This window comes from Streptomyces sp. DvalAA-43 (genome assembly GCF_900091725.1).
In the GTDB taxonomy this organism is placed as follows: Bacteria; Actinomycetota; Actinomycetes; order Streptomycetales; family Streptomycetaceae; genus Streptomyces; species Streptomyces pulveraceus.
Genome location: NZ_FMBW01000064.1, coordinates 153,988 through 178,369, shown reverse-complemented (window position 1 = coordinate 178,369; position 24,382 = coordinate 153,988). Strand labels below are relative to the sequence as shown.

Below are 24,382 nucleotides of genomic sequence, written 5' to 3'. Positions count from 1 at the left end.
TCAGTGGAGATGGATCGCCAGATGCCCGAGCGGCAGCCCCAGCTGCCAGGCCGGTGTCCAGACCTGGGCCGCCTCCTCCGCGTCCGGCCCTTCGTCCACCGCTTCCCAGGGCGGCGCACCGATCGCGTCGAGGTCGGCCGCGAGCAGCTCGGTCTCCTCCAGCCACCGCCAGGCCGCACGGGCCAGCGCCAGGTCGGGCTCCGCGCCGGCCGTCCCGGACGCCGGGTCGCCGAGCGCGTCGAGCCGTTCGCGGACCCAGCCGCACCACTGCGCCCCGTACGCCGTCAGCAGCCGCAGTTCGTCCAGCCGGGCCGCGGGCAGGGCGTCGGGCACCGCGCCACCGGAGAGGAAGACGGTGAGCGCGAGGGCGTCCCGTCCCGCTCGGTACTCCAGCGTGGACGGCTCCATCAGATCGCCGGTCCGCAGCATCCCATCGGCTATGTACTCCGCGTACATCCAGGCCATCGGGACCAGCAGCCCGCCCCCACCGGTTCCATCCTGACGCTCGGGGCGCATCCCGTCTCGCCTCTTTCTCTGTTCGGTACCGCGCTTCACGGAGCATTGAACCGGGGGAGCGCGCCCCGCGTGGCCAGAAGGACAGGATCCGTTCACGACACGAGGATGCGATGACCGCCGATCCCGGGGAGGGCCCGCACGTGCGGCATGCGCTCGGCGCCTACGTACTCGACGCGCTCACGACCGGCGAGACCCGTACGGTCTCCCGTCATCTGCAGTCCTGCGACCGCTGCGCCGCCGCCTACGTGGAGGTCGCGGAGGCCGTCTCGCTGCTCGCCCTGCTGCGCCCGGAGGACCTGCTGGAGTAGCCGGGCAGGTTGCGGGAGAGCTGCCGCAGCGCGTAGTAGGACCGGGACTTGACCGTGCCCGGCGGGATGCCGAGCACCCGGGCCGTCTCTTCCACGGTGAGCCCGCGGAAGTACATCTGGACGAGGACCGCGCGGTGTTCCGGGCCGAGGGTGCGCACCGCCTCGCGCACGTCGAGGGCCGAGACCGTGGCCTCGGCGGTGTCCTCCCCGGCCGCCGTCGTCGCCAGCACGGCGTCGCCGACCTCGGTCGGCCGGGCCTGCCTGGACCGGCGGGCATCGATCGCGAGCCGCCGCGCGACCGTGAAGAGCCAGGGCCGCATCGAGTCGTAGGGGGCGTCGAAGGCCTCCGGATGCTGCCAGGCCCGGACCAGCGTCTCCTGGAGCAGATCCTCGGCCCGCTGCCGGTCGCCGAAGGTCAGCCCGAGCAGGAAATGGAAGAGGGCGGGCCCGTGCTCCCGCTGGAGCTCCGCGAGGGCCCGCTCATCGGTCGTCGTGGTGGTCATCGAGAACGCCCTTTCCGCCGAAGTCCCGGCCGCTTCACTGCCGACTGGCGTATACGAACGCATCGGGGGCGCCGAGGAACAGGCGACGGGCGGCTCCGTGCGACGAGCGGTCGCACAGTGCGGCGAATGGTGCGGTGAACGGTCGGGCGGCGGTCGGCGCGGCGCGTACACGGGCGCCCGGCGCCCGCGGCACGGCCACCCGGCCGGGCCCGCCACCCGCTCAGCCCGTACCCGTACCCGTCCCCGTCTCTGTCCCCGGCGTCCTCGCCATCTCCGACTTCCGGTACGAGTAGCCGAAGTAGATGACCAGACCGACCAGGAACCACACCACGAACCGCACCCAGGTCTGCCACTGGAGGAAGGTGATCAGCCAGATCGAGAACACCACACCGAGGGCCGGGACGAACGGCATGCCGGGGGTGCGGAAGGTACGCGGCAGGTCCGGCTGCTTGTAACGCAGCACGATCACCGCGATGCACACCACGACGAACGCCAGCAGAATGCCGATGTTCGTCAGCTCGGCGGCCTCGCCGATCGGCAGGAACCCGGCGATCAGGGCCGAGGCCGCACCGACGATCCAGGTCACCCGGGTCGGCACGTGCCGGGTCGGATGGGTCTTGGCGAACCACTTCGGCAGCAGCCCGTCACGGCTCATCGAGAACCACACCCGGGTCACGCCGAGCATGAAGGTGAACATCACCGTGAGGATGCCGATGATCGCGCCCACCGCGATCACATCGGCGAGCCCGCTGAGGCCCACCGACTTGAAGGCCGTGGAGAAACCGGACTCCGGATCGATGTCCTTGTAGCTCTGCATCCCCGTCAGGACCAGGCACGCCGCCACGTAGAGGACCATGGAGATGGCGAGGGAGTACAGGATCGCCTTCGGCATGTGGCGCTGGGCGTCCTTGGACTCCTCGGCGGCCGTGGACATGGCGTCGTACCCGAACACCGCGAAGAACACCGTCGCCGCACCGGTGAAGGCCCCGCTCACCCCGAACGGGAAGAACGGGTGGTAGTTGCCGGTGTTGATGTGGAACACACCGACGCCGACGACCAGCAGGACGACCAGGACCTTCAGGACGACCACGACGGTCTCGAAACGGGCCGCGTTCTTGATGCCGAGGGTCAGCAGATACGCGACGAGCAGACAGAGCAGCGCGGCGAACAGGTCCACCTTGTGGCCGTCGCCGGTGCCGGGCGCGCCCAGCATCCACTTCGGCACGTCGAGCCCCATCTCGCCGAGCAGGAAGCTGAAGTAGCCGGAGATGCCGATCGCGACCACCGCCACGATCGCCGTGTACTCCAGCAGCAGGTCCCAGCCGATGAACCAGCCCACCAGCTCGCCGAGCACCGCGTAGCCGTAGGTGTAGGCGGAGCCGGCCTTCGGGATGAGGCCCGCGAACTCCGCGTAGCTGAACGCGGCCGCCGCGCTCGCCACGCCCGCGATCAGGAACGAGAGCAGGACCGCGGGGCCGGCGGTGCCGTTCGCCACGGTGCCGGCGAGGGTGAAGATGCCCGCGCCGATGATGCCGCCGACGCCGATGGCCGTGAGCTGCCACAGCCCGAGCGTTCTGGTGAGCTGGCTGACGGCTCCCCCCGCCGGGCCCTTCTCGTCGATCTGCTCGATCGGCTTGCGGCGCAGTACACCCTCGCCCACTCGGAGCCTTGCCATGAGTCACCTCTCCGCTGACGGCTGTCCCTGACGGGCGCTCATGATGGCCCAGGCGGAGCCGGTGCGGAAGACGGCGTGCCGTCCGGCGGAGCGGAGGATTCCGCTTCGCCTACGGGACCACCGTGACGGGCCAACGGCCCGCCTTCACCAGCCGGATCGCGACCGAGCCGATGAACCGGTGCCCGGCCGACTCCGACGCGCCGACGACCACGGCGTCCGCCTTCAGTTCGTCCGCCGCGGTCACGAGCCCGTTGTACGGGTCGCCCCGGAAGGTATGGAACTCCCAGCGCACATCCCATATGTCCTTCATCCGGCGGGTCGCCTCCCGGATCTCGCTCACCAGCCCCTCCGCGACCTCGCCGGTCGTATCGGCCACCGGTGCCCCGAGAGCGGCCCCCGCGGGCAGCACGGGCTGGACATAGACGAGGGCGAGCATGGCGCCCTGACGACGGGCCAGCCCCGCAGCGTAGGCCGCGGCTCGCATGGAGGAATCGGACCCATCAAGGCCTGCGACGATCACTTTCGGGCCGTCTGTGCCACGTTCGAACTTATGAGGCTGCGGTTCTGTCACGGCAGTGAGGCTATCCGCTGCCCGGCCCGACCCTGGAGCGGGCTGCGGTACGGCCCCGTCCGAAGCTGCCGGATGCCGCGCCGCAGGTCCCTCCATGGGGTGCAAAACCCTCCACCGCCGGTGTCGGTGACGGGGTGGCGGCCACCGTCGTGCGAGCAGTTGGCCATGAAGAACGATCAGAGGCCGCCGGGGCGCAGAACACTGCTGCGACTGGCCGCCGGACTCGGTGCGGCCGCCGCCGTGCGCATGATCGCCGCGGATCCGGCCGGAGAAGCGGTCCGGGCCACCGCCCCGCCCCCGGCCGGGGCGCCGGGCCTCAAGCCGGCCGTCCGGACGGAGCCGACCGCCCACCGGCTCCGGCCCATGACCGCGGGCGCCCCGCCCCGCTTCCGGCCGACGGCGCCACCGGTCCGCACGAGGCCCTTCGAGGAACTGCCCGAGATCGGGCACGCCATGGTGCTCACCTTCGACGACGGGCCCGACCCGCTCTACACCCCGCAGATCCTCGCGACCCTGCGCGCACACGATGTCCGCGCGATGTTCTTCCTCTGCGGCGAGATGGCCCACGACAACCAGGACCTGGTGCGGGCCATCGCCGACGACGGCCACACCATCGGGAACCACTCCTGGAACCATCCCCTGGTCACCAGGCTCTCCCGGGCCGGAGTCCGCGACGAGCTCGGCCCCACCAGCGAGGTCATCGAGCGGATCACCGGAGCGCCGCCGCGCTGGTACCGGGCACCGTACGGGGCGTGGAACCGCAACTCCTTCGAGATCGGTGCCGAGCTGGGGCTGGAACCGATGGCCTGGACGGTGGACAGCCTGGACTGGACCGAACCCGGTGTCGGCACGATCGTGCGCAGGATCAGGGAAGGGGCCGCACCCGGCGTCGTCGTGCTGTCGCACGACGCGGGCGGCGACCGTTCGCAGAGCGTGGCCGCGTTGCGCCGCTACCTGCCCGAGCTGCTCGACGACGGCTACCGGATCACGGTGCCGCGACGCCGTTGAGGGCCGGTACACGCGTCGCCCCGGGTCCCGCGACGGGACCCGGGGCGACTTCTCGTCCGGTCGGCACCGACCCTGCTCTCAGTGCGAACGGCTCTCCCCGTGACGTCGGTCCAGGTCGACCGTGGCCGCGACGGAGCCACCGCGGGGAAGGGTGACGGTGTCGAAGACGCCCGAGCCGGCGATTGCGGTGGTACGGCACCCCCGGGCGGCCAGGACGACCTGGCTGCCCGGCGTGATCACCGACGGAGTGGCGGTGAATCCGGTCGCGGAGGACGCGCCTCCTGACGTCACGGCGCACGCGGTTGCGGCCGGAGCGGTCAGTACGAGAGCGGCGGCGCCGAGCAGGGCGACGGGTGCGACACGTATCGCACGCATGGGTGAGCCTCCGGGTCCCCGAGGAGCACCTGCGGAACGAGTTTCCACAAAGCGTCAGAAATGCACCTCGACGCGCCACACGCTAGGAGCCGGGCATTTCGCTCGCTATCGGAGTGCGCCGCCCGGGGCACGGGCGTCCCCCGGGCGGCGCACTCCGACCGCTTTCTGACGGACCGCTATCCGCCCGCGGCGCGCGGGAAGAGATCGAGGAACGGCGCCGCGGTGGCCGAGATCCCCCGCCCGAAGGGGGAGTCGAAGTCCCAGATCAGGAAGAGCAGAAAGGCGATCAGGACGCTGAAGAGACCGGCCAGCAGCAGTTCGCGGAAGGTCCTGCGGATCTGCAGCGTGAACAGCAGTCCGACCGTCACCAGGGCTCCGATGATCAGGCCGAACCAGACCACGCCCGGCATGGTCGCACCGGCGCTCTGGCCCCGCGCGCTGCGCGCGTCGTCGACCGCGGCTACCTCGTCGACCAGTGGCTGATATGCCTGCCCTTCGTGGTCGTTCTTCGGCTGGTACTGGGTGACATCGGCACGCACCCGGCCCAGCAGACGCGCCCCCTCGTCGGTGAGGGTGCCGTGCTCGCTCATCGACCGCCATTCGTCGTGGACGACGTGGTGGACGTAGGCGTCGACATCGGCGCGGATGCGGGCGCGCACCTCGGCGGGGTAGACGGCCGAGCGGACCTGCACCTCGTGCAGGGCCTGGGCCTCCTGGCGCACGTACTCCTGGGCGGCGCCGCGGCCCTCCCAGACTCCCGCGATGGCGAGGCCCAGCACGATCGCGTAGACCACCCCGATCATCATCGTCATGTACTCGATGACGTCCGGGGTCTCCGACGGGTCGTCGTCCTCCGCGACCCGGCGGTTGGTGAGCACGGCGATGGTCAGGACGACGGCGCTGGCCGCGACCATGGCCAGGGTGAGAACAAGCCATTCCGACATGTGTTCCTCCGGGGGTCAGCGGGAGCGGGGACGCAGGACGGCGACCGCGAACACCGCGGGCGCCGTGATGAGCAGGGTGAGGGTGACCACGGAGGTGCCGTGCCGCACGACCTTGCGTGGCGGCTTGCGGTAGGCGGGCAGGGCCACGGGCCGGGGCGCGGGGGGCGAGGGGCGCACCGACGGCGTGGGGGGCGGCGAGGGCGTCGGCCTGGGCGCCGGCGTGGGAGGCGGCGGCGCGGGCTCCCGCTTCGCTCGCGACGGGCTGGGCGTCGGCGCGGGCGGGGGAGGGGGCGGCGGAGTGGGAGGCGGGACAGGCGGTGGGGTGGGGCGTGGAGTCGGCGAGCGAGTCGGCTCGGGCAGCGGGCTCGCCCGGCAGGACCCGTCGCCCGATATGGCGATCCAAGAACCGCCGCCGTTCTCACCGATGGAGGCGTAGGCGCAACTGTCCGCCACAGCGGGCGCCGGGGCGCTCAGCAGCCAGAGAAGGGCGACGGCTGCCGTGAGCCGTCCTATGAGTGATCCGTACACGACCGGGAGCATGGTCCGGCCGGTCGCGGGACACGCGGAGGGAGGGCCGGATTCGCCTGATGGTGGGGACCTGGGTTGGTGGGTGTTTGGCACCGGGGAACTTCATGAGGCCCAGGTGAACGGGGTGGGGACGCGGCTCGTGACCCGGGTCCGTGGGGTGGTGAGTGCGTTCGGCAACCGGACTGCGCCGTACGAGTGTTGACGCGGCCCCCTGGCCGAGGCCCTTGCCGGTGCCGTGGTGGTGACGGCGCGGCGTGACGGCCCATCGGTTCGAGAAGAACACCGCACAGCCGGTGAGGCGGGTTCGCAACGGCCTCCGCCCTTGATTCGGCTGGGCATTGCCTCATTGGTAAACAATGCTGCCAATGGTGTGACGGCCAAGGGATTTGTCACCGGGAATCGGTCCGGCGGACTCAAGTGGCAGGACATCGGCCGCCGTCCGGTCCAGACCTATGTATTCCGCGATGTGAAACCGGGCGTCTCACCGGATACATCAACGGGCAAGGGATGAGCGCCGCATGGGGTGTCCGGTGCCCCACCGAGCGTGTCCGATGTCGAATGTCACACCCAGCGACCGGCCGGTTGCACATGCCACTGGTGTGTGACCAATAACGGACGGCTAATTTCCGTTTCCGCTCGCTCTCTTGGCAGTCGATCAGTAGCCTCTGGTCAACACTGACCATGAACATGGCCGGATCGCCGTGGCGACTTGTTGGAGACATTGATGGAGCGTCCCGCCTGGGCACCGCGAGGCATAGACATTTCGGTGCCGAGTGTGTCCCGCATGTACGACTTCTATCTGGGCGGATCGCACAATTTCGAGGTGGACCGGGAAGCGGCTCGCAAGGCCATGGAGTTCATGCCGGGGCTCCCCAAGATCATGCAGGCGAATCGCGCCTTTATGCGCAGGGCCGTGCGTTACGCGGTGAGTGAGGGCATCACCCAGTTCCTGGACATCGGTTCCGGAATACCGACCTTCGGCAATGTTCACGAAGTCGCCCAGGCGGCCGACCCCGAGGCCCGGGTGGCGTACGTCGATCACGACCCGGTCGCCGTCGCGCACAGCCGGGCCGTACTGGACGGAAACGACCGTGCGGTGATCGCCGCCGCGGATCTGCGCCGCCCGCGGGAGATCGTGAAGAGTCCGGAGATCTCCGGACTGCTCGACCTCGGCCGCCCGGTGGCCCTGTTGCTCGTCGCGGTGCTCCACTTCATCGAGGAGTCCGACGACCCGCAGTCCGCGGTCGCCGAGCTGCGCGAGGCACTCGCCCCCGGCAGCCTCATCGTCCTCACCCACGCCTCGTACGAGGGGATCCCGCTCAGCCGGGAAGAGGCGGGCGGCACGGTCGAGGTCTACCAGAGCATCCGCAACCCGCTGGTCATGCGGTCCCGCGACGAGATCGCGGGCTTCTTCGAGGGGTACGAGATGGTCGAGCCCGGACTCGTGTCCATGCCGCACTGGCGCCCGGACGCCCCGGTGGTGGCGGAGCACGAGGACCCCTTCGCGTTCTCGGGCTTCGCGGGAGTGGGACGCAAGGCGTGAGCATTCCCGCCCAGTCGTCCGGTACACCGGACACGGAACCCGACGGTCCCGAGGGCCGGCTCCGAAGATTCGCCACGATCTGGAGCCGGGCCATCTTCCCCTCGACGGCCACCTCCTTGACGCGCACCGAGTTCGAACAGCATCTGCTGCCGCTGGCCCGCGGACTCAGCGACATCCTGCACGCCCGGCCCTTCGACGCGGCGCCCGCCGGCGAGGTGGGTGCCGCCCTCGTCGCCGCGCACTGCACCGACCCGGACGCGCTGAGCAGCACGCTCGGCGTCGTCGACTCGTATCTGGTGCTCTACTGCGGGAGCAACGGCGAGTCGGCGCTGTCGACCGAGGACAGCAGGGCCCGCTGCGCCCGGATGCAGCACGCCCTCGCGGGCGGCTTCACCCAGGCACTGCGCGAACGCACCCTCAGCGAGCAGGAGGCCATCGCGCGTTCGGCGCTCACCGCCCGCTCCGACGCGGAACGCGCACTGCACGCGACCGAGGCACGATTCCGCGCCGTCTTCAAGGACGCGGCCATCGGCATCGGCATCGCCGATCTGGACGGCAATGTGCTGGAGGTCAACGACACCCTCACCCGGATGTTCGGCGGACTCGACCACCATGTGCGCAGCCACAAGGTCAACGAGTGGGTCCATCCCGAGGATTCGCCGTACGTGTGGAAGTACTACGACGAGCTGGTGCGCGGCGAACGCGAGCACTACCGGGTCGAGAAGCCGTACTACCGCAACGACGGCACCGTGCTCTGGACCAATCTGACGGTGTCGCTGCTGCGCGACGCCGAGGGCGAGCCGCAGTATCAGCTGGCGCTGATGGAGGACACCACCGAACGCCGGCTGCTCAACCTGCGGCTGCGGTACGAGGCCACGCACGACGCGCTCACCGGCCTGCCCAACCGGACGCTGTTCTTCGAACGGCTGGAAAAGGCACTGACCGCCGCCGACGGCAGCCGCTTCGGCCTGTGCTACCTCGACCTGGACGGCTTCAAGGCGATCAACGACAGCCTCGGCCACGCGTCGGGGGACCGGCTGCTGGTCGAGGTGGCCGACCGGCTGCAGAGCTGTGCGACCGCGCGCGGCGAGATGGTCGCGCGGCTCGGGGGCGACGAGTTCGTGGCCCTGACCACCGGCCCCGACACCGAGACGGAGGTCGTCGAGCTGGCCTGCCGCATCCTCGGCGTGCTCACCACCCCGATCCGCCTGGACGGACGTGAGCTGACCGTACGCGGATCCATCGGGGTCGTCGAAGGGCCGGCCCGCGAACGCAACGCCGCCGAGGTGCTGCGCAGCGCCGACATCACCATGTACCGGGCCAAGTCGGCGGGCGGCAACCGGTTCGAGTTCGCCGACGACGAGGCGGACGCCCGTGCCATCACGCGCCACGGGCTGACCACCGCGCTGCCCGCCGCCCTGGAGCGCGGGGAGTTCTTCATCGAGTACCAGCCGCTCGTGCACCTCGACGACGGCACGGTGCACGGTGCGGAGGCTCTGGTGCGGTGGTGCCACCCGCAACACGGGGTGCTCGGGCCGGACCGGTTCATCCCGCTCGCCGAACACACCGGGCTGATCGTGCCGCTGGGCCGCTGGGTGCTGGAGGAGTCCGTACGGCAGGCCAACTTCTGGCAGAAGCGGCACACCGACGGCGGTCCGCTGCGGATCAACGTCAACCTCTCCCCGACCCAGCTGCACCATCCCCGGCTGGTCGCCGAGACGGTCGACGTGCTGGAGCGGTCGGGGCTCGACCCCGGGGCGCTCTGCCTGGAGGTCACCGAGTCGGCGCTCATCGGCGCCGACGACGACCTGCTCAAGCCGCTGCGGCAACTGGCCGAGATGGGTGTCGACATAGCGCTCGACGACTTCGGCACGGGGTACTCCAACCTGGCGAATCTGCGTCGGCTGCCGGTGAGCGTGCTCAAGCTGGACCGTTCCTTCACCATGGGCATGCAGCAGCACCCGGCGGATCCGGTCGATCTGAAGATCGTCGAGGGCATCGTCTCGCTGGCGCACAGCCTGGACCTCGCGGTCACCGTGGAGGGCGTGGAGACCGGGGCGCAGGCGGAGCAGCTGCGGAAGCTGGGCTGCGACACGGCCCAGGGCTGGTACTACGCCCGGCCGGGTGCGCCGGACCGGATCCACTCGCTGCTGCTGGCCGACGCGGTGTGAGGGGGCGGGGTACGGGACCGTTCCCGTGCCCCGTACCCCGCCGCCGGGCGGGTTCAGGCCCGTCCGGCGGCGAGCAGCACCCTCTGCAGCTCACGTGCCGCACGCGGCGGAGCCACGTCGCTGCGGTGCGCGAGCGCGATGGTGCGCCGCAGGCCCGGCCGGGCCAGCGGTGTGGTCCGCAGGCCGTGGCCGGAGCGGACGGCGACCATGCTGGGCACCACCGCGATCCCGAGCCCGGCCCGGACGAAGCCGAGCACGGCGTCCATCTCCCCGCCCTCCACGGTGAACGACGGCTCGAATCCCTCCGCCCGGCAGGCGGCGACCGTCAGCTCCCGCAGGTCGTAGCCGTGCCGGAACATCACCAGGGGCGCGCCCTGGAGGTCGGCGATCCGTACACGCCCGCCCCGGCCGGGCCGCGGTGCCCCGGCCGACGACACCACGACCAGGTCCTCCTGGAGCAGCTCGACCGTCGTGAGCGCGGGGGACGCGGCGGGCAGCGGCAGCACCACCAGGGCCAGGTCCAGTGCGCCGCGTGCCAGCTCGCGGACCAGGTCGAGCGAGCCGCCCTCCTCCAGCAGCAGCTGGATGCCGGGATGCCGGTCGTGGAAGGCGCGCAGCACATCGGGGAGCAGACCGGTGCAGAGGCTGGGCGTGGCGCCGAGCCGGACCCGGCCCCGGCGCAGCTGGGCCAGCTCCTGCACCTCGTGGCGTGCGGTGTCCGCGTCCGCGAGGATGCGGCGGGCCAGCGGCAGCAGGGCCTCGCCCGCGTCGGTGAGCGTGATGTTGCCGCGCGCCCGGCTGAACAGCTCCGCCCCCAGCTCGCTCTCCAGCGCCCTGATCTGCTGGGAGAGCGAGGGCTGGGAGACATGCACCTCTTCGGCGGCGCGGGTGAAGTGACGGGCCTCGGCCACGGCCACGAAATACGTCAGCTGCTGGAACTGCACGAACCCATCCTAGCCCGCTCGATAGCCTCAGCCTATGGACATGAGCTGCTCCATGTCTTGGACTGATGAGGTGGATCGGTCCTAGCGTCGTGTCCATGGCATTGGCAACCCGAACGGACCGACGGCCGTCCATGACGCGTACGCTCTGGGACTCGTCCGTCGGCAAGAAGACGGTCATGGCCGTGAGCGGTCTGATCATGCTGCTCTACTTGGTCGTCCATATGATCGGCAACCTGAAGATCTTCTTCGGGTCCGGCGAGTTCAACCACTACGCGCACTGGCTGCGGACCATGGGCGAGCCCTTCCTCCACTACGAGTGGGCCCTGTGGATCGTGCGGGTCGTGCTCGTCGCCGCCGTGGTGCTGCACGCCACCTCCGCGTACCAGCTGAGCCGCCGCGACATCCGGGCGCGCCCCGCCTCGTACGTGCACCGCAAGCCACGCGCCGGTTACGCCACCCGCACCATGCGCTGGGGCGGGATCATCCTCGCCCTGTTCATCGTCTGGCACATCCTCGACCTGACGACGGGCACCGTGCACCCCGGCGGATTCCAGTCCGGGCACCCGTACCAGAACGTCATCGACACCTTCTCCACCTGGTACGGCAACACGATCTACATCGTCGCGATGCTCGCCCTCGGACTCCACGTCCAGCACGGCTTCTGGAGCGCCGCCCAGACCCTCGGCGCGGGCAACGCGGCCCGTGACCGCGCCCTGAAGGCCCTCGCCAACGCCCTCGCCCTGGTGCTGACGCTGGGCTTCATCTCCGTACCCGTCGCCGTCATGACCGGAGTCGTGAGCTGACATGACCGACCACCCGCACTACGCGCACTACGGGACCGGCGCGCCCGTCGTCGACACCAAGGCCCCCGAGGGACCCGTCGCCGAACGCTGGGACACCCGCCGCTTCCAGGCCAAACTGGTCAACCCGGCCAATCGCCGCAAGCACACCGTCATCGTCGTCGGCACCGGCCTCGCCGGCGGATCGGCCGGTGCGACCCTCGCCGAACAGGGCTACCACGTGGTCCAGTTCTGCTTCCAGGATTCGCCCCGTCGCGCCCACTCGGTCGCCGCCCAGGGTGGCATCAACGCCGCGAAGAACTACCGCAACGACGGCGACTCGATCCACCGGCTCTTCTACGACACCGTCAAGGGCGGCGACTTCCGCGCCCGCGAGTCCAATGTCCACCGGCTCGCCCAGATCTCCGTCGAGATCATCGACCAGTGCGTCGCCCAGGGCGTCCCCTTCGCCCGCGAGTACGGAGGCCTCCTCGACAACCGCTCCTTCGGTGGCGTCCAGGTCTCCCGCACCTTCTACGCCCGGGGCCAGACGGGACAACAGCTCCTGCTCGGCGCCTACCAGGCGCTGTCCCGGCAGATCGCCGCGGGCAACGTCGAACTGCACGCCCGTACCGAGATGCTCGACCTGATCGTCATCGACGGCAAGGCCCGCGGGATCGTCGCCCGCGACCTCGTCACCGGGAAGATCGACACCTACTTCGCCGACGCGGTCGTCCTGGCCAGCGGCGGCTACGGCAACGTCTTCTACCTGTCGACGAACGCCATGAACTCCAACGCCACCGCCATCTGGCGTGCCCACCGGCGCGGCGCGTACTTCGCCAACCCCTGCTTCACCCAGATCCACCCCACCTGCATCCCGCGCACCGGCGACCACCAGTCCAAGCTGACGCTGATGAGCGAGTCGCTGCGCAACGACGGCCGGATCTGGGTCCCGAAGGCCAAGGGCGACGACCGGCCCGCGAACGAGATCCCGGAGGGCGAGCGCGACTACTACCTGGAGCGTATCTACCCGGCCTTCGGCAACCTCGTGCCCCGGGACATCGCCTCCCGCGCCGCGAAGAACGTCTGCGACGAGGGACGCGGCGTCGGCCCCGGCGGACAGGGCGTCTACCTGGACTTCGCCGAGGCCATCCGGCGGATGGGCCGGGACAAGGTCGAGGAGAAGTACGGCAACCTCTTCGACATGTACGCGCGGATCACTGCGGAGAACCCGTACGAGACCCCGATGCGGATCTACCCGGCCGTGCACTACACGATGGGCGGTCTCTGGGTCGACTACGACCTCCAGACCACTGTCCCCGGCCTTTTCGCCATCGGCGAGGCCAACTTCTCCGACCACGGCGCCAACCGGCTCGGCGCCTCCGCGCTGATGCAGGGCCTCGCCGACGGCTACTTCGTCCTCCCGTCGACGATCAACGACTACCTGGCCCGCAATCCGCACCACGACGAGGTCGACGCCTCGCACCCCGCGGTCGAGGAGATCGTCGCCGACACCGAGGACCGGCTGAACCTGCTGCTCGCCGTCGACGGCGACCGCACCCCCGACTCCTTCCACCGCGAGATCGGTGAACTCATGTGGGAGCACTGCGGAATGGCCCGCACCGAGGAGGGGCTGCGCGAGGCGCTCGACCGGATCCCGCGGATCCGCGAGGAGTTCTGGCGCCGCATCAAGGTGCCCGGAACCGGCGACGAGTTCAACCAGTCGCTGGAGAAGGCCAACCGCATCGTCGACTACCTGGAGCTCGCCGAGCTCATGTGCCTGGACGCGCTGCACCGCGCCGAATCCTGCGGAGGCCACTTCCGCGAGGAGTCGCAGACCCCGGACGGCGAGGCCGCCCGCCGGGACGAGGAGTTCTCCTACGCCGCCGCCTGGGAGTTCACCGGCACCGGCGAGGCCCCCGTCCTGCACAAGGAAGACCTGGTCTTCGAGTACGTCCACCCCACCCAGCGGAGCTACGCATGAAGCTCACCCTGCGCGTCTGGCGCCAGAAGAACGCCGACGCACCCGGAGCCATGTCCACCTACGAGGTGGACGGCATCTCGCGGGACATGTCGTTCCTGGAGATGCTCGACACCCTCAACGAGGAACTCATCCTCGAAGGCGACGACCCCGTCGCCTTCGACCACGACTGCCGCGAGGGCATCTGCGGGGCCTGCAGTCTCGTCATCAACGGCGACGCCCACGGCCCCGAGCGCACCACCACCTGCCAGCTCCACATGCGGTCCTTCGAGGACGGCGACACCATCGACATCGAACCCTGGCGCGCCTCCGCCTTCCCGGTCGTCAAGGACCTGGTGGTGGACCGCTCCGCCTTCGACCGGATCATCCAGGCGGGCGGCTACATCTCCGCACCGACCGGCACCGCCCCCGAGGCGCACGCCACCCCGGTGCCCAAGCCGGACGCCGACTTCGCCTTCGAGCACGCCGAGTGCATCGGCTGCGGCGCCTGCGTGGCGGCCTGTCCCAACGGCTCGGCGATGCTCTTCACCTCGGCGAAGATCAACCACCTCAACGTCCTGCCGCAGGGCGCCCCGGAACGTGAGACCCGGGTCCTCGACATGGTCGACCGGATGGACAGCGAGGGCTTCGGCGGCTGCACGCTCACCGGCGAATGCGCCACCGCCTGCCCCAAGGGCATCCCGCTGCCCTCGATCTCGGCCATGAACAAGGAGTGGCTGCGGGCCGTCCGCAAGGTGCGCCGCTGAGGGCCGGGCGAGTTCCTGGTCCCGGAGGCCGCCCACCCCCGGGACCAGGAAGTCTCATCCGTTCCGGTGGATCAGGACGTCACGGAGATGTCGTCGCCGTAGACCGTGCCCTGTGCGTACCAGCCGTGCAGATAGACGGTCACCGTGCCCGTCGAACCGGTGGTGAACGCCACCGACTGCTTCGCGTAGCCGCTCGACGAACCCCAGACGCTCGCGGTCGCGTCGCCGCGCACCCCGAGGTATCCGTAGTTGCCCTGCACCCAACCGCTCAGGGTGTACTTGGTGTTGGGGGACAGGGTGAGGGTCTGCGCGCACTCGCCGGTCTGCGACGCGGTGGCCGCCGCGGCGAGCGCGTGCGAACCGCCGTGGACCGGTGTGGAGACGACCGCGCCACCGGCGTCGCACGTCCAGGGGCTCAGAGAGCCGGTCTCGAAGTCACCGTTCACCAGGGCACCGGTGCCGCCGCCCGGACCCGACACCGTCAGGGTGAAGGTCACCGCGTGGCTGAGGCTGCCCGAGGCGCCGGTCACATTGATCTTGTACGTGCCCGGAGCCGTGGACGCCGAGGTGACGACCGTCAGCTTCGACGCCTCGCCCGCGGTGACCGAGCTCGGGCTGAGCGTCGCCGTCACTCCGGCGGGCGCCCCGCTCGTCGTCAGCGCCACGGTCTTCGCGCTGCCGGAGGTGACCGCGGTGTTCACCGTCGCCGTGGCGGTGCCGCCGGGGGCGACCGTCGCCGAACCCGGGGCGACGGCCACCGAGTAGTCGTCGGTCACCGGACCGGTACCGCCGCCCGTGAACGGGGCGAACGTGTGGCTGAAGTACCAGGTGTCCTGCGCGATGCCGGAGCAGGTGTCGCTGCCCCCGGTACCGGGGCAGCCGCCGTTGTCGCGCTGGAGCGCCCAGAACGACAGGGTGCTGAGCCCCTTGGAGACGGCCCAGTCGTAGACCGAGGTGGCATCGGCCGTGGTGAACGTCTCGGCGGGGCCGTAGTCGTCGATGCCCGGCATCTCGATGACACCGGTCATGCCCCACAGCTGGGCGTCGCTCTTCAACGGATACAGGTCGGCGAGCTGGCCCTTGAGACCGGTGATCGCCGTCTGGGTGTCCTGCGCCATGTTGTGCGAGGCACCGTCGTAGTAGTCGAACGTCATCAGGTTCACGACATCGACCTTGGCGCCGTTGGACACGGCGTTCTCCAGCACCGCGAGACCGCTGTCGGCGAGGCCGCTCGTCGTGGTCGGCAGGGTGTACGAGATCTGCACCGAGCGCCCGTTGGCGGCCGCCCAGTCCTGGACCTTCTTGATCGCCTTGTTGCGGCGGTCGATGCCGGCGCTGTTCTCCAGCGAGTTGTCCTCGATGTCCATGTCGAGGCGTGACACGTCGTAGGTCGTGATGACCTTCTCGTAGGCCGCCGCGATGGAGTCGACGTTCGTACAGCTGTCGGCGATCTCGGTGCCGCCGTTGTCGGCCGTGTACCCGCCGAACGAGGGGATCACATCGCCGCCGCGCGAGCGCATGGTGGTGAAGTCGGCGCCGAACTCGGACTGGGCGATGGGCGTGCTCGAATCGCCGTTCCAGTAGGGGGTGCAGGAACCGCGGGCCTCCGTCTGGATGAAGGCCATGGTCAGGTACTTGGCGCCGGACGCCTGGGAGAGCGCGGCCGGGCTGTCGCCGTTCCACGCCTCGAAGTACGGGGCGAAGACGTGCGCGGGCAGGGGAGTGGCGGCGGCGGGGGCGGCCTGCGCCCCGGCGCCTGACCCGAGGACCAGGCCGGCGGACGCGACGGTCGTGGCCAGGGCGCTCAGGACTGTGCCGAGTGCTCGTGGACATCTCATGGGGGTGCTCCCAGCGGGTGAGACAACGGGCGGATCGCACGGCTCGGCCGCGCCCGCTCGGGGGCGCGGCCCGTTCCTGTGAAACCCGGCCGGGGGTCACACACCGCACGGTGTGGAGCGGCCGTGAGGCATGCCCATGATTGGTCTGGACCAGCTCGCGGTCAATGCTCTTTGCCGTTTCATTCCCCATTGCTTGCCTGATGCGGCAACTCGGCGTGGGTACGGGGAAGTTGATCCCGGACGGGCCGTCAGGGCCGACGCAGGGCCGCGGCCAGGTACGGCGCCGTACGGCTGCCCGCGGCCCGAGCCACCTCGGCGGGCGTTCCCGCCGTCATGATCCGGCCGCCCCGGTCACCGCCGCCGGGCCCGAGGTCGATCACCCAGTCGGCGCCCGCCACCACCGCCATGTCGTGCTCCACGACCACCACCGTGCTGCCCGCGTCGACGAGGCCGTGCAACTGCCGCATCAGCACCTCGACATCGGCGGGGTGCAGCCCCGTCGTCGGCTCGTCCAGCAGGTACAGGGTGTGGCCCCGGCGGGTGCGCTGGAGCTCGGCGGCGAGCTTGATCCGCTGGGCCTCGCCGCCCGACAGCTCCGTCGCGGGCTGCCCGAGCCGCAGATAGCCGAGCCCGACATCGAGCAGGGTCCGCAGGCTGCGTTCGGCGGCCGGTGTGTCCGCGAAGAACCCGGCCGCCGACTCCACCGTCAGATCCAGCACCTGCGCGATGTCCAGGCCGCGCAGCGTGACCTCCAGCGTGCGCGGGTTGTACCGCGCCCCGTGACAGTCCGGGCAGGGCGCGTACGTACTGGGCAGGAAGAGCAGCTCCACGGAGACGAACCCCTCCCCCTGGCAGGTCTCGCACCGCCCACCCGCCACGTTGAAGGAGAACCGCCCGGCCTTGTACCCGCGCTCCCGGGCCGTGTCCGTGGCGGCGAACAGCTTCCGTACCACGTCGAAGAGCCCGGTGTAGGTGGCGAGATTGGACCGGGGGGTACGGCCGATCGGCCGCTGGTCGACCTGTACGAGACGGTCCACCGCCGCCAGCCCCCGCGCCGACACGCACCAGGCGGTGGGCGGCTCGGCGGCCAGGTCCGCGGGGGCGGCGGCCTGACGGTCGGCGAGCACACCGGCCAGGACCTGACCGGCCAGCGTCGACTTCCCCGACCCCGAGACCCCCGTGACGGCCGTGAACACCCCGAGCGGGAAGGCGGCGTCCACGCCCCGTACATTGTGCCGGTCTACCCCGTCCAGCCGCAGCCACCCCGACGGCGCCCGCACCTCGCGTACCGGCGCGGGCCCTTCGTCGAAGAGGAAGCGCCGGGTGGCCGACTCCGCCACGCCCGCGAGCCCGGCCGGGGGGCCGCTGTGCAGCACCCGGCCCCCGTGCTCACCGGCCAGCGGCCCCACGTCCACCAGCCAGTCCGCCCGGCGCACCACATCCATCTGGTGTTCCACGACGAAGACCGAGTTCCCGGCCTCCTTGAGCCGCCCCAGCACCCCCAGCAGCGACTCGGTGTCCGCCGGATGGAGACCGGCCGACGGTTCGTCCAGCACATAGACGACCCCGAAGAGGCCCGAGCGCAGCTGGGTGGCGAGACGCAGCCGTTGCAGTTCGCCGGAGGACAGCGTCGGAGCCGTGCGGTCGAGGCTGAGATAGCCGAGACCCAGCTCGGTGACCGTCCCGATCCGGGCGAGCAGATCCGCCGTCAGCACCCGCGCCGTCTCGCTGCCGCCCGCCGTGCGCAGCAGCTCCGCGAGCGAGGTCAGCGGAAGCGCGGCCAGCTCCGCGATGGTGCGGCCGGCGAAGGTGACGGCCAGCGCCTCCGGGCGCAGCCGGCTGCCGTGGCAGGACGGGCAGGGGGCACTCGTCAGGAACCGTTCGGCCTTCGCCCGCAGGGTGCGGCTCCTGGAGTCCGCGAAGGTGTGCATCACATAGCGGCGGGCGCTCATGTACGTGCCCTGGTAGGGGCGTTGGATGCGTCCCGCCTCCCGCACCGGATGGACCGTCACCACCGGCTGCTCGTCGGTGAACAGGATCCACTCCCGCTCCTCGGCGCCCAGTTCGCGCCAGGGCCGGTCGGTGTCGTGGCCCAGCGCGTCCAGCACATCGCGCAGGTTCTTGCCCTGCCAGGCCCCCGGCCAGGCGGCGATCGCCCCGTCCCGGATCGACAGCGAGGGGTCGGGGACCAGCAGCTCCTCGGTGGTGCGGTGGACGAGGCCGAGCCCATGGCACCGCGGGCACGCCCCGGCCGCGGTGTTCGGTGAGAAGGCGTCGGAGTCCAGCGGTTCGGCGCCGGCCGGGTACTCACCGGCCCGCGAGAACAGCATCCGCAGGAAGTTGGAGAGGGTGGTGACCGTCCCGACGGACGAACGGGCGCCGGGCGCCGAGCGGCGCTGCTCCAGGGAGACGGCGGGCGGCAGCCCGGTGACCTCGCCGACCGCGGGCGCGCCGACCTGATGGATCAGCCGGCGGGCGTAGGGGGCGACGGACTCGAAGTAGCGGCGCTGGGCCTCGGCGTAGATCGTCCCGAACGCCAGGGAGGACTTCCCGGAGCCGGAGACGCCGGTGAAGACGGTGAGGGTGTCGCGCGGGATGTCGACCGAGACGTCCTGGAGATTGTGCTCACGGGCGCCGCGCACCCGGACGTACGGATCGTGGGGGGTGGACATGTGCGCGGGGACTCCGTACGGATCGGGGCAGGCCGTCGGCCGGGGGACAAACACTCCGATTCTAGGCACGGGGACGGCGGACACCGCCCAGGCCCGCGACGAGGGTGGGCCCCGCCCGGGTCCGCGACGACCGGAGGCCGGTCCTGGCGGACCGGCCTCGGGGATCAGTGCGGGCGCGGGCTCATCGGGAGGGGCGCAGGGCGCGCTTGATGGGCCTTCCCACGACGCTGCGGGCGCGCTGGTACGTGGAGCGCTGGGCGGGCAGCGAGGCGCTCTTCAGGAGCTTCCGCCTGAGCTGGGCGTTCTCGGTGGTGAGTTCGGCCAGCTGGGACTGGAGCCAGTTCAGCCGCGGTGCCATCGTGCCGGCGTCGGTGCCGACCCAGGGGCGGACGCCCGGAGGGAAGGCCAGCTTGCTCATCCGGGTCTCGAAGGCCGCGCCGCCGTCACCGTGGGTGAAGGTGTTCTCCAGGCCGTTCTTGTCGAGGAAGTTCATGAACCGGTCGAACCGTTCCTGGTGACCGCGCATCAGCGGCCCGAAGTCCGCCGAGGCGTAGAGATCGGCGGGGTCGAGGTCGGCCGGGACCTTGGTGAGCATCCGGTGGGGGATGTCGAAGTAGCGGCACAGCTCCAGCGTCCGGGAGTCGCCGCAGAGCACGGTGGCCGGCGTCCCGGCCAGCAGCGCCGCGATGTTGCCGTGGATCCGGGAGCCGAAGGAGAAGTCGAAGCCCCGCAGGTCGGCCATCCAGGTGACGGGGTCGATGTAGACCCGGACCTTGTCCTCCCTGTACATGGGGTGGTCGGGGTGGGTGGGGATGCCGGTGACCGCGGCGTTCGGATGGGACAGGTCGCGCCAGTGCAGCTGACGGGCGTCGGAGAGGTTCTGGCCGATGAACCGGAGGTGGGGGTAGCGCGCATGGGTGCGGTCGATGATCTGCCCGAGCTTGTGCTTGCGCACCGCGTCGTGCGATCCGTTGACGGCGATGCGCGACTCGGGGCCGAGCGTCCGGCCGTCCTCCCGGATGACGAGTCTGCTGCCGTGCAGGAACATCGACGGACAGCCGATGACCTCCACGTCGCGGAATCCCATGTCCCGGAGATACCGCTCGGTGAACTCCCCGCGCACGCCGATGGAGGCGCTGTGGTCGAGCACGGCGGAGACGAAGGCGTAGACCGAGGGCTGCATCGGCTTCAGCCGGTCCGCGGAGTAGTTGACGCCGGTCTGGGCGCCGACACCCGGGACGACCACCGGGATCTTCAGCTTCGAGATGAGCTGGGTGAGCCGCTTCAACTGCGGCTCGAAGGACGGCCGGAAGGCGTTGGCGAGCGGGATGACGAAGACGTCGTACTCGCTGTTGATGCGGTCGGCGTCGGCGACCTTGGTGGTGATGCCGTTCGACACCACCTCGGAACGTGGCGTCTCAAGGATCTTGTGAGCGGCGTCGCTGAAGATCAGGTTGCCCGAGTTGGTGGCGAACACGTCCTCGTGGAGAGCGCGCTCGACGGGGACGACGTCGTAGGGGCTCTTGCCTGAACGCAGGAGTATTCGCTTCACATGGTTAACGTTGGATGCCACAAACCTGAATATAGCTTTGCGAACGCTTTTGATTCCATGCACATCCTGTACAACCTTTTGCGATCTTCGCGGAACGCAAGCATCCGATCACCCATCCACGCGCGCGACCGGGCGCGCGCGGAGTGGTCAACGAGTACCGGGTGAGCCCCGTCGTCCGCCCCCGTACGCCCTCTTGAAGGCCGGGCGGCCCCGCCCGTACGCTGCCCCGGGCGCGCGGGCGCGCCGACCAGGGGAGGTGGAAGCACCGTCATGGCCGAGTCACTGTCCGAGGACGATGTCCTCGAAGCGATCGCCCGGCACATCGGCCGCCCGGGGCAGGGGCCGCAGTTGCGGCGGACCGGCGCCGACATCGCCCGGCTCCCGATGCTCGACCTGCGCGTCGTCCGCAGTGTGGAGACCCGCACCACCCGGCCGGAGACCAGGCCCGGCAGGTACGACATCTCGGGGCTGCCGACGTACGAGGGGAAGCTGCGCGACCATCCGGTCGAGCCGCCCAGGAACCCGGCCCGGCCGCGACGGGTGGAGCTGGTGCTCAGCGGCTCGGTGCGGACGGTGGACTGCGGCTGCGACGAGGGACGGCAGCCGTGCTCGCGCTGCCGGGCCAAGGGGAAACTCGGCTGCGACATCGGTCCGTCGTGTCCCGCCTGCAAAGGCGTGGAACCGTGCACCTGGTGCGACGGCACGGGCGAACGCCGCAAGGACCGGGCGACGCCCGGACCGGCGCGGGAGAAGAGTCCTTCCGAGCGGACCACCTGTCTGGAGTGCCGCAGACCCCGTACCGCCTGTCCGCGGTGCCGCGGCCGGGGCACCGAGCAGTGCCGGAGGTGCGACGACACGGGCTTCAGGGTCTGCCCGGTCTGCGCGGGCGAGCGGTCCACGCAGCACGCCCCGTGCGAGGGAACGGGTCTGATGACCCGGTGGACGGCCGGGTCGGTCGGACACGCCCCGGAGCGGAGCGCGGCCAGACTCCCCGACCCGGCTCCGCCGCTCCGGGTCCGGCAGCAGGCCGGGCGCAGTGGCGCGTGGGAACGGGCCACGCTGACCTCGGCCGACGAGCCGCTCCCCGATGCCCTGGACCCCGCCCATGTGAAGGTGGCCGCATCGGCGCTGGAGCCCCGGCCGGGCGAGGTGGCCCGACGGGTCGACATCGGGTGGCTGCCTCTCATGTCGGTCGCGGTCCCGGACGACCCCGACCACGTCTTCTACGTCTTCCCCGGCTCCGGCGGCCTGGAGGTGCTCCCGATCTGGTCCAGGCGCCGCTCCCTGCGGGTCGCCGCGGTGGTGGCCGGAGTGGTCGTGCTTCTGCTGCTGGTGGCGGCGCTGGTCTGATGTGATGGGGGCGTGAAGAGCGACCACCGGCCCCTGGCCGTATTCGACGTGGACGGCACGCTCGCGGACAGCGGCCACCGGCAGCACCACCTGGAGGGGCGGCGGCGCGACTGGAACGCCTTCTTCGCCGCGGCCGTCGACGACCCGCCGCTCCCCGAGGGCGTACGGCTGGCGCTGAGCAGCGCCGAGCAGTGCGAGATCAGATATCTCACCGGACGGCCCGAGCGGTGCCGCCGGGACACCGTCGCCTGGCTGGCGGAACACGGGCTGCCCGAGGGGCGGGTGTACATGCGCCGCAACGACGACCGCAGACCGGCCCGGCACACCAAGCTGGAGATCCTGCGGGGGCTGGGCCGGGAGCGTGAGGTGCGGATGCTGGTCGACGACGACGAACTCGTCTGCGACGCCGCTGAGCAGGCGGGTTTCGCCGTGGTGCGGGCCCGCTGGGCGAAGGCGTCGGCGGCGCTGCGGGACGCGCAGGAGCGCGAGGGCCGTACCTGAACCGGCCGGACCAGCACCTGAACCCGGCCGGATCAGCTCGTCTCGTCGAGCCGGAAGCCCACCTTCAGGCCCACCTGGTAGTGCTCGACCCGGCCGTCCTTGATCTCGCCGCGCACCTGTGTGATCTCGAACCAGTCGAGATTGTGCAACGTTTCCGAAGCTCTTGCGACGCCCCTGCGGATGGCATCGTCGACCCCTTCATGGGAGGTTCCCACGATTTCGGTGACCCGATAGGTGTGGTTTGACATCTTATGTCTCCTCTCGTCCCTACCACGGTGCCCCACCCGGCCCGAGTCCGCGAGGGATCGACGTGCAGAATGTGCAGTGAACGGGCCTTGACCAAATCATTGGTCCATACCAAAATCCAGCCACGCCCGTGCGAGCGCCGCCCGCAGTCCCCCACACCGGGTCCCTGAATTCAGTCGTGCCGTTTCGCAGAAGGTGAACCTGGTGAAGAACCGCATACTCGTCGGAGCCGTCGCGCTCGTTTCCACTTTTGCGCTGGGCGGATGCGGATTGGGGTCGGGCTCGGCCGCATCGAGCAGCAAGAAGGTCACGATCTGGCTGATGAAGGACAGTGTCTCCGCTGATTTCCTGAAGCGGTTCACCAAGGCTTATCAGGACGAGCACCCCTCCATCGAGCTGGAGTTCAAGTTCCAGAGCTGGAGCGGAATCGGTCCGAAGGTCATCGGCGCCCTCAAGGGCAAGGACACCCCCGATGTCATCGAGGTCGGCAACACCCAGGTCGCCCAGTACGCGGAGAGCGGCGGCCTGCGGGATCTCACCCTGGAGTCCGTACGCGACCTCGGCAGCGAGGAGTGGCTGCCGGGCCTCGCCGACCCGGGCAGCATCGACGGCATGCAGTACGGCATTCCCTGGTACGCGGCCAATCGCGTGGTGATCTACAACAAGGAACTCTTCGAGGACGCGGGCATCAAGAATCCGCCGAAGACCCGGGACGAGTGGATCGCCGACAGTCAACTCCTGAACCGGAACGGCAATCAGGGCATCTATCTCGCGGGCCAGAACTGGTATGTCCTCGCCGGATTCATCTGGGACGAGGGCGGCGAACTGGCCGAGGAGAAGGGCGGCGCGTGGGAAGGCGCCCTGGACAGTCCCGCCGCGATCCGGGGGATGAGCTTCTACAAGCAACTCCAGGCGCTCGGGGACGGTCCCAAGAACGCGGACGAGGAAAAGCCCCCGCAGGCCGATGTGTTCGCCGAAGGGAATGTCGCACAGATCATTTCGGTGCCCGGCAGCGTCGCGCAGATCGAGAAGAAGAATCCCGAACTCAAGGGAAAACTGGGCTACTTCCCGATTCCGGGCAAGACCGCGAAGGAGCCCGGAGCCGTCTTCACCGGCGGCTCCGACCTGATCGTTCCGGACAAGGCGGACCAGCGCGCCGAGGGCATCGAGGTGATCAAGGCACTCGCGGGGCGGAAGTGGCAGGAGGAGCTGGCCAGAACCATGAGCTACGTGCCCAACAAGCCCGGTCTCGCGAAGGTGATCGTGGGCCAGGAGGGCACCGCGGCGATGGCCCGTGGCGCCACGCAGGGCCGGGCGACGCCCAACTCGCCGCAGTGGGCGGACGTCGAGGCAGACAACCCGATCAAGCCGTACATGACGGCGGTGCTCGAAGGCGGTGACCCGCTCGCCGAGGCGAAGTCCGCCTCGGAGAAGATCACCTCCAAGCTCGCCGGCAGCTGACCCGCGCGACCCCCGCTCGGCAGCCGGGCGGGGGTCCGAGCCGGCCACCCCCGGGATTCAGCCTTCGCACATGTCGGCGCTCCCGGGCGGTCATGTCGAATCCAGCCGGTCGCGGAAGAAGTAAGGGGCCGGGCCTTCGCACACGGTGCGGGGCCCGGCGGCCGCCCTTG

At 70.4% G+C, this 24,382-nt stretch carries 22 protein-coding genes; 10 read left to right on the top strand and 12 right to left on the bottom strand.

Annotated elements, in window-relative coordinates; translation table 11 throughout:
• Positions 1 to 516, bottom strand: a complete 516-nt coding sequence (locus GA0115234_RS26675; protein WP_093546605.1) for a hypothetical protein — start codon at positions 514 to 516, stop codon at positions 1 to 3.
• A 110-nt stretch (positions 517 to 626) separates the two neighbouring features.
• On the opposite strand from GA0115234_RS26675, the gene GA0115234_RS26670 reads away from it, so the two are divergent.
• Positions 627 to 824, top strand: coding sequence for a zf-HC2 domain-containing protein (locus tag GA0115234_RS26670; RefSeq protein ID WP_093546602.1), 198 nt, complete (start codon positions 627 to 629; stop codon positions 822 to 824).
• Here GA0115234_RS26670 and GA0115234_RS26665 read toward each other — a convergent pair.
• From GA0115234_RS26665 to GA0115234_RS26655, 3 genes are all read right to left on the bottom strand, one after another.
• Positions 758 to 1,327 carry a sigma-70 family RNA polymerase sigma factor gene (locus GA0115234_RS26665; RefSeq protein ID WP_093546599.1) on the bottom strand — a complete coding sequence of 190 codons (570 nt, stop codon included), beginning with the start codon at positions 1,325 to 1,327 and terminating at the stop codon, positions 758 to 760. The genes GA0115234_RS26670 and GA0115234_RS26665 overlap by 67 nt on opposite strands.
• Positions 1,328 to 1,547: 220 nt before the next feature.
• Complete coding sequence (locus tag GA0115234_RS26660; protein WP_093546596.1) at positions 1,548 to 3,002, bottom strand: amino acid permease; 1,455 nt, start codon at positions 3,000 to 3,002, stop codon at positions 1,548 to 1,550.
• Positions 3,003 to 3,111: 109 nt separating this feature from the next.
• Positions 3,112 to 3,573, bottom strand: coding sequence for a universal stress protein (locus tag GA0115234_RS26655; RefSeq protein ID WP_093546593.1), 462 nt, complete (start codon positions 3,571 to 3,573; stop codon positions 3,112 to 3,114).
• 165 nt (positions 3,574 to 3,738) lie between these two features.
• Here GA0115234_RS26655 and GA0115234_RS26650 point away from each other — a divergent pair, with 165 nt between their 5' ends.
• Positions 3,739 to 4,581, top strand: coding sequence for a polysaccharide deacetylase family protein (locus tag GA0115234_RS26650; protein WP_093546590.1), 843 nt, complete (start codon positions 3,739 to 3,741; stop codon positions 4,579 to 4,581).
• 78 nt (positions 4,582 to 4,659) lie between these two features.
• Here the strand turns inward: GA0115234_RS26650 and GA0115234_RS26645 are convergent, their stop codons facing one another.
• The 3 genes from GA0115234_RS26645 to GA0115234_RS42525 form a co-directional block, all read right to left on the bottom strand.
• A complete protein-coding gene (locus GA0115234_RS26645; protein WP_093546587.1) occupies positions 4,660 to 4,956 on the bottom strand; it encodes a hypothetical protein in 297 nt (98 codons plus the stop codon).
• A gap of 176 nt (positions 4,957 to 5,132) precedes the next feature.
• Positions 5,133 to 5,900, bottom strand: coding sequence for a bestrophin-like domain (locus GA0115234_RS26640; protein ID WP_093546585.1), 768 nt, complete (start codon positions 5,898 to 5,900; stop codon positions 5,133 to 5,135).
• A 15-nt stretch (positions 5,901 to 5,915) separates the two neighbouring features.
• The gene (locus GA0115234_RS42525) at positions 5,916 to 6,077 is read right to left on the bottom strand and encodes a hypothetical protein (protein WP_161275667.1); all 162 of its coding nucleotides are present in this window, start codon (positions 6,075 to 6,077) and stop codon (positions 5,916 to 5,918) included.
• A 1,075-nt stretch (positions 6,078 to 7,152) separates the two neighbouring features.
• On the opposite strand from GA0115234_RS42525, the gene GA0115234_RS26630 reads away from it, so the two are divergent.
• Entirely contained in the window at positions 7,153 to 7,971 is an 819-nt protein-coding gene (locus GA0115234_RS26630; RefSeq protein ID WP_093546579.1) for an SAM-dependent methyltransferase, read from the top strand.
• Positions 7,968 to 10,142: a putative bifunctional diguanylate cyclase/phosphodiesterase gene (locus tag GA0115234_RS26625; protein WP_093546576.1), complete on the top strand. Its 2,175-nt coding sequence runs from the start codon at positions 7,968 to 7,970 to the stop codon at positions 10,140 to 10,142. The genes GA0115234_RS26630 and GA0115234_RS26625 overlap by 4 nt, the downstream gene beginning before the upstream one ends.
• A 53-nt stretch (positions 10,143 to 10,195) precedes the next feature.
• Here the strand turns inward: GA0115234_RS26625 and GA0115234_RS26620 are convergent, their stop codons facing one another.
• Positions 10,196 to 11,086: a LysR family transcriptional regulator gene (locus tag GA0115234_RS26620; protein WP_093546571.1), complete on the bottom strand. Its 891-nt coding sequence runs from the start codon at positions 11,084 to 11,086 to the stop codon at positions 10,196 to 10,198.
• Positions 11,087 to 11,181: 95 nt separating this feature from the next.
• Between GA0115234_RS26620 and GA0115234_RS26615 the strand changes: the two genes are divergently transcribed.
• From GA0115234_RS26615 to GA0115234_RS26605, 3 genes are read left to right on the top strand one after another with little or no spacing between them, the layout of a single operon-like run.
• Positions 11,182 to 11,889, top strand: coding sequence for a succinate dehydrogenase (locus GA0115234_RS26615; protein WP_093546568.1), 708 nt, complete (start codon positions 11,182 to 11,184; stop codon positions 11,887 to 11,889).
• Between the two features lies 1 nt (position 11,890).
• Positions 11,891 to 13,849, top strand: coding sequence for a fumarate reductase/succinate dehydrogenase flavoprotein subunit (locus tag GA0115234_RS26610; RefSeq protein ID WP_093546565.1), 1,959 nt, complete (start codon positions 11,891 to 11,893; stop codon positions 13,847 to 13,849).
• Positions 13,846 to 14,592: a succinate dehydrogenase/fumarate reductase iron-sulfur subunit gene (locus GA0115234_RS26605; protein WP_093546562.1), complete on the top strand. Its 747-nt coding sequence runs from the start codon at positions 13,846 to 13,848 to the stop codon at positions 14,590 to 14,592. The genes GA0115234_RS26610 and GA0115234_RS26605 overlap by 4 nt, the downstream gene beginning before the upstream one ends.
• A 71-nt stretch (positions 14,593 to 14,663) precedes the next feature.
• Here GA0115234_RS26605 and GA0115234_RS26600 read toward each other — a convergent pair whose 3' ends face one another.
• The 3 genes from GA0115234_RS26600 to GA0115234_RS26590 form a co-directional block, all read right to left on the bottom strand.
• Positions 14,664 to 16,430: a glycosyl hydrolase family 18 protein gene (locus tag GA0115234_RS26600; protein WP_176729281.1), complete on the bottom strand. Its 1,767-nt coding sequence runs from the start codon at positions 16,428 to 16,430 to the stop codon at positions 14,664 to 14,666.
• Between the two features lie 248 nt (positions 16,431 to 16,678).
• On the bottom strand, positions 16,679 to 19,102 hold the full coding sequence (locus GA0115234_RS26595) for an excinuclease ABC subunit UvrA (protein WP_093546559.1): 2,424 nt from the start codon (positions 19,100 to 19,102) through the stop codon (positions 16,679 to 16,681).
• A 181-nt stretch (positions 19,103 to 19,283) separates the two neighbouring features.
• Positions 19,284 to 20,675 carry a polysaccharide pyruvyl transferase family protein gene (locus tag GA0115234_RS26590; RefSeq protein WP_256088821.1) on the bottom strand — a complete coding sequence of 464 codons (1,392 nt, stop codon included), beginning with the start codon at positions 20,673 to 20,675 and terminating at the stop codon, positions 19,284 to 19,286.
• A 249-nt stretch (positions 20,676 to 20,924) separates the two neighbouring features.
• Here GA0115234_RS26590 and GA0115234_RS26585 point away from each other — a divergent pair, with 249 nt between their 5' ends.
• Together GA0115234_RS26585 and GA0115234_RS26580 are read left to right on the top strand one after the other, a co-directional pair.
• Positions 20,925 to 22,004: a hypothetical protein gene (locus GA0115234_RS26585; RefSeq protein ID WP_093546554.1), complete on the top strand. Its 1,080-nt coding sequence runs from the start codon at positions 20,925 to 20,927 to the stop codon at positions 22,002 to 22,004.
• 12 nt (positions 22,005 to 22,016) lie between these two features.
• Entirely contained in the window at positions 22,017 to 22,505 is a 489-nt protein-coding gene (locus GA0115234_RS26580; RefSeq protein ID WP_093546551.1) for a phosphatase domain-containing protein, read from the top strand.
• Between the two features lie 32 nt (positions 22,506 to 22,537).
• Here GA0115234_RS26580 and GA0115234_RS26575 read toward each other — a convergent pair whose 3' ends face one another.
• On the bottom strand, positions 22,538 to 22,753 hold the full coding sequence (locus GA0115234_RS26575) for a dodecin (RefSeq protein WP_093546549.1): 216 nt from the start codon (positions 22,751 to 22,753) through the stop codon (positions 22,538 to 22,540).
• Between the two features lie 202 nt (positions 22,754 to 22,955).
• On the opposite strand from GA0115234_RS26575, the gene GA0115234_RS26570 reads away from it, so the two are divergent.
• The gene (locus GA0115234_RS26570; RefSeq protein ID WP_093546835.1) at positions 22,956 to 24,212 is read left to right on the top strand and encodes an extracellular solute-binding protein; all 1,257 of its coding nucleotides are present in this window, start codon (positions 22,956 to 22,958) and stop codon (positions 24,210 to 24,212) included.
• The last annotated feature ends 170 nt before the right edge of the window (positions 24,213 to 24,382 follow it).

Bases quoted from the DNA above. Each gene is read 5' to 3' on its own strand.
- GA0115234_RS26675 (WP_093546605.1), bottom strand. From the start codon at position 516: ATGCGCCCCGAGCGTCAGGATGGAACCGGTGGGGGCGGGCTGCTGGTC.
- GA0115234_RS26670 (WP_093546602.1), top strand. From the start codon at position 627: ATGACCGCCGATCCCGGGGAGGGCCCGCACGTGCGGCATGCGCTCGGC.
- GA0115234_RS26665 (WP_093546599.1), bottom strand. From the start codon at position 1,327: ATGACCACCACGACGACCGATGAGCGGGCCCTCGCGGAGCTCCAGCGG.
- GA0115234_RS26660 (WP_093546596.1), bottom strand. From the start codon at position 3,002: ATGGCAAGGCTCCGAGTGGGCGAGGGTGTACTGCGCCGCAAGCCGATC.
- GA0115234_RS26650 (WP_093546590.1), top strand. From the start codon at position 3,739: ATGAAGAACGATCAGAGGCCGCCGGGGCGCAGAACACTGCTGCGACTG.
- GA0115234_RS26645 (WP_093546587.1), bottom strand. From the start codon at position 4,956: ATGCGTGCGATACGTGTCGCACCCGTCGCCCTGCTCGGCGCCGCCGCT.
- GA0115234_RS26640 (WP_093546585.1), bottom strand. From the start codon at position 5,900: ATGTCGGAATGGCTTGTTCTCACCCTGGCCATGGTCGCGGCCAGCGCC.
- GA0115234_RS26630 (WP_093546579.1), top strand. From the start codon at position 7,153: ATGGAGCGTCCCGCCTGGGCACCGCGAGGCATAGACATTTCGGTGCCG.
- GA0115234_RS26615 (WP_093546568.1), top strand. From the start codon at position 11,182: ATGGCATTGGCAACCCGAACGGACCGACGGCCGTCCATGACGCGTACG.
- GA0115234_RS26610 (WP_093546565.1), top strand. From the start codon at position 11,891: ATGACCGACCACCCGCACTACGCGCACTACGGGACCGGCGCGCCCGTC.
- GA0115234_RS26605 (WP_093546562.1), top strand. From the start codon at position 13,846: ATGAAGCTCACCCTGCGCGTCTGGCGCCAGAAGAACGCCGACGCACCC.
- GA0115234_RS26600 (WP_176729281.1), bottom strand. From the start codon at position 16,430: ATGAGATGTCCACGAGCACTCGGCACAGTCCTGAGCGCCCTGGCCACG.
- GA0115234_RS26595 (WP_093546559.1), bottom strand. From the start codon at position 19,102: ATGTCCACCCCCCACGATCCGTACGTCCGGGTGCGCGGCGCCCGTGAG.
- GA0115234_RS26585 (WP_093546554.1), top strand. From the start codon at position 20,925: ATGGCCGAGTCACTGTCCGAGGACGATGTCCTCGAAGCGATCGCCCGG.
- GA0115234_RS26575 (WP_093546549.1), bottom strand. From the start codon at position 22,753: ATGTCAAACCACACCTATCGGGTCACCGAAATCGTGGGAACCTCCCAT.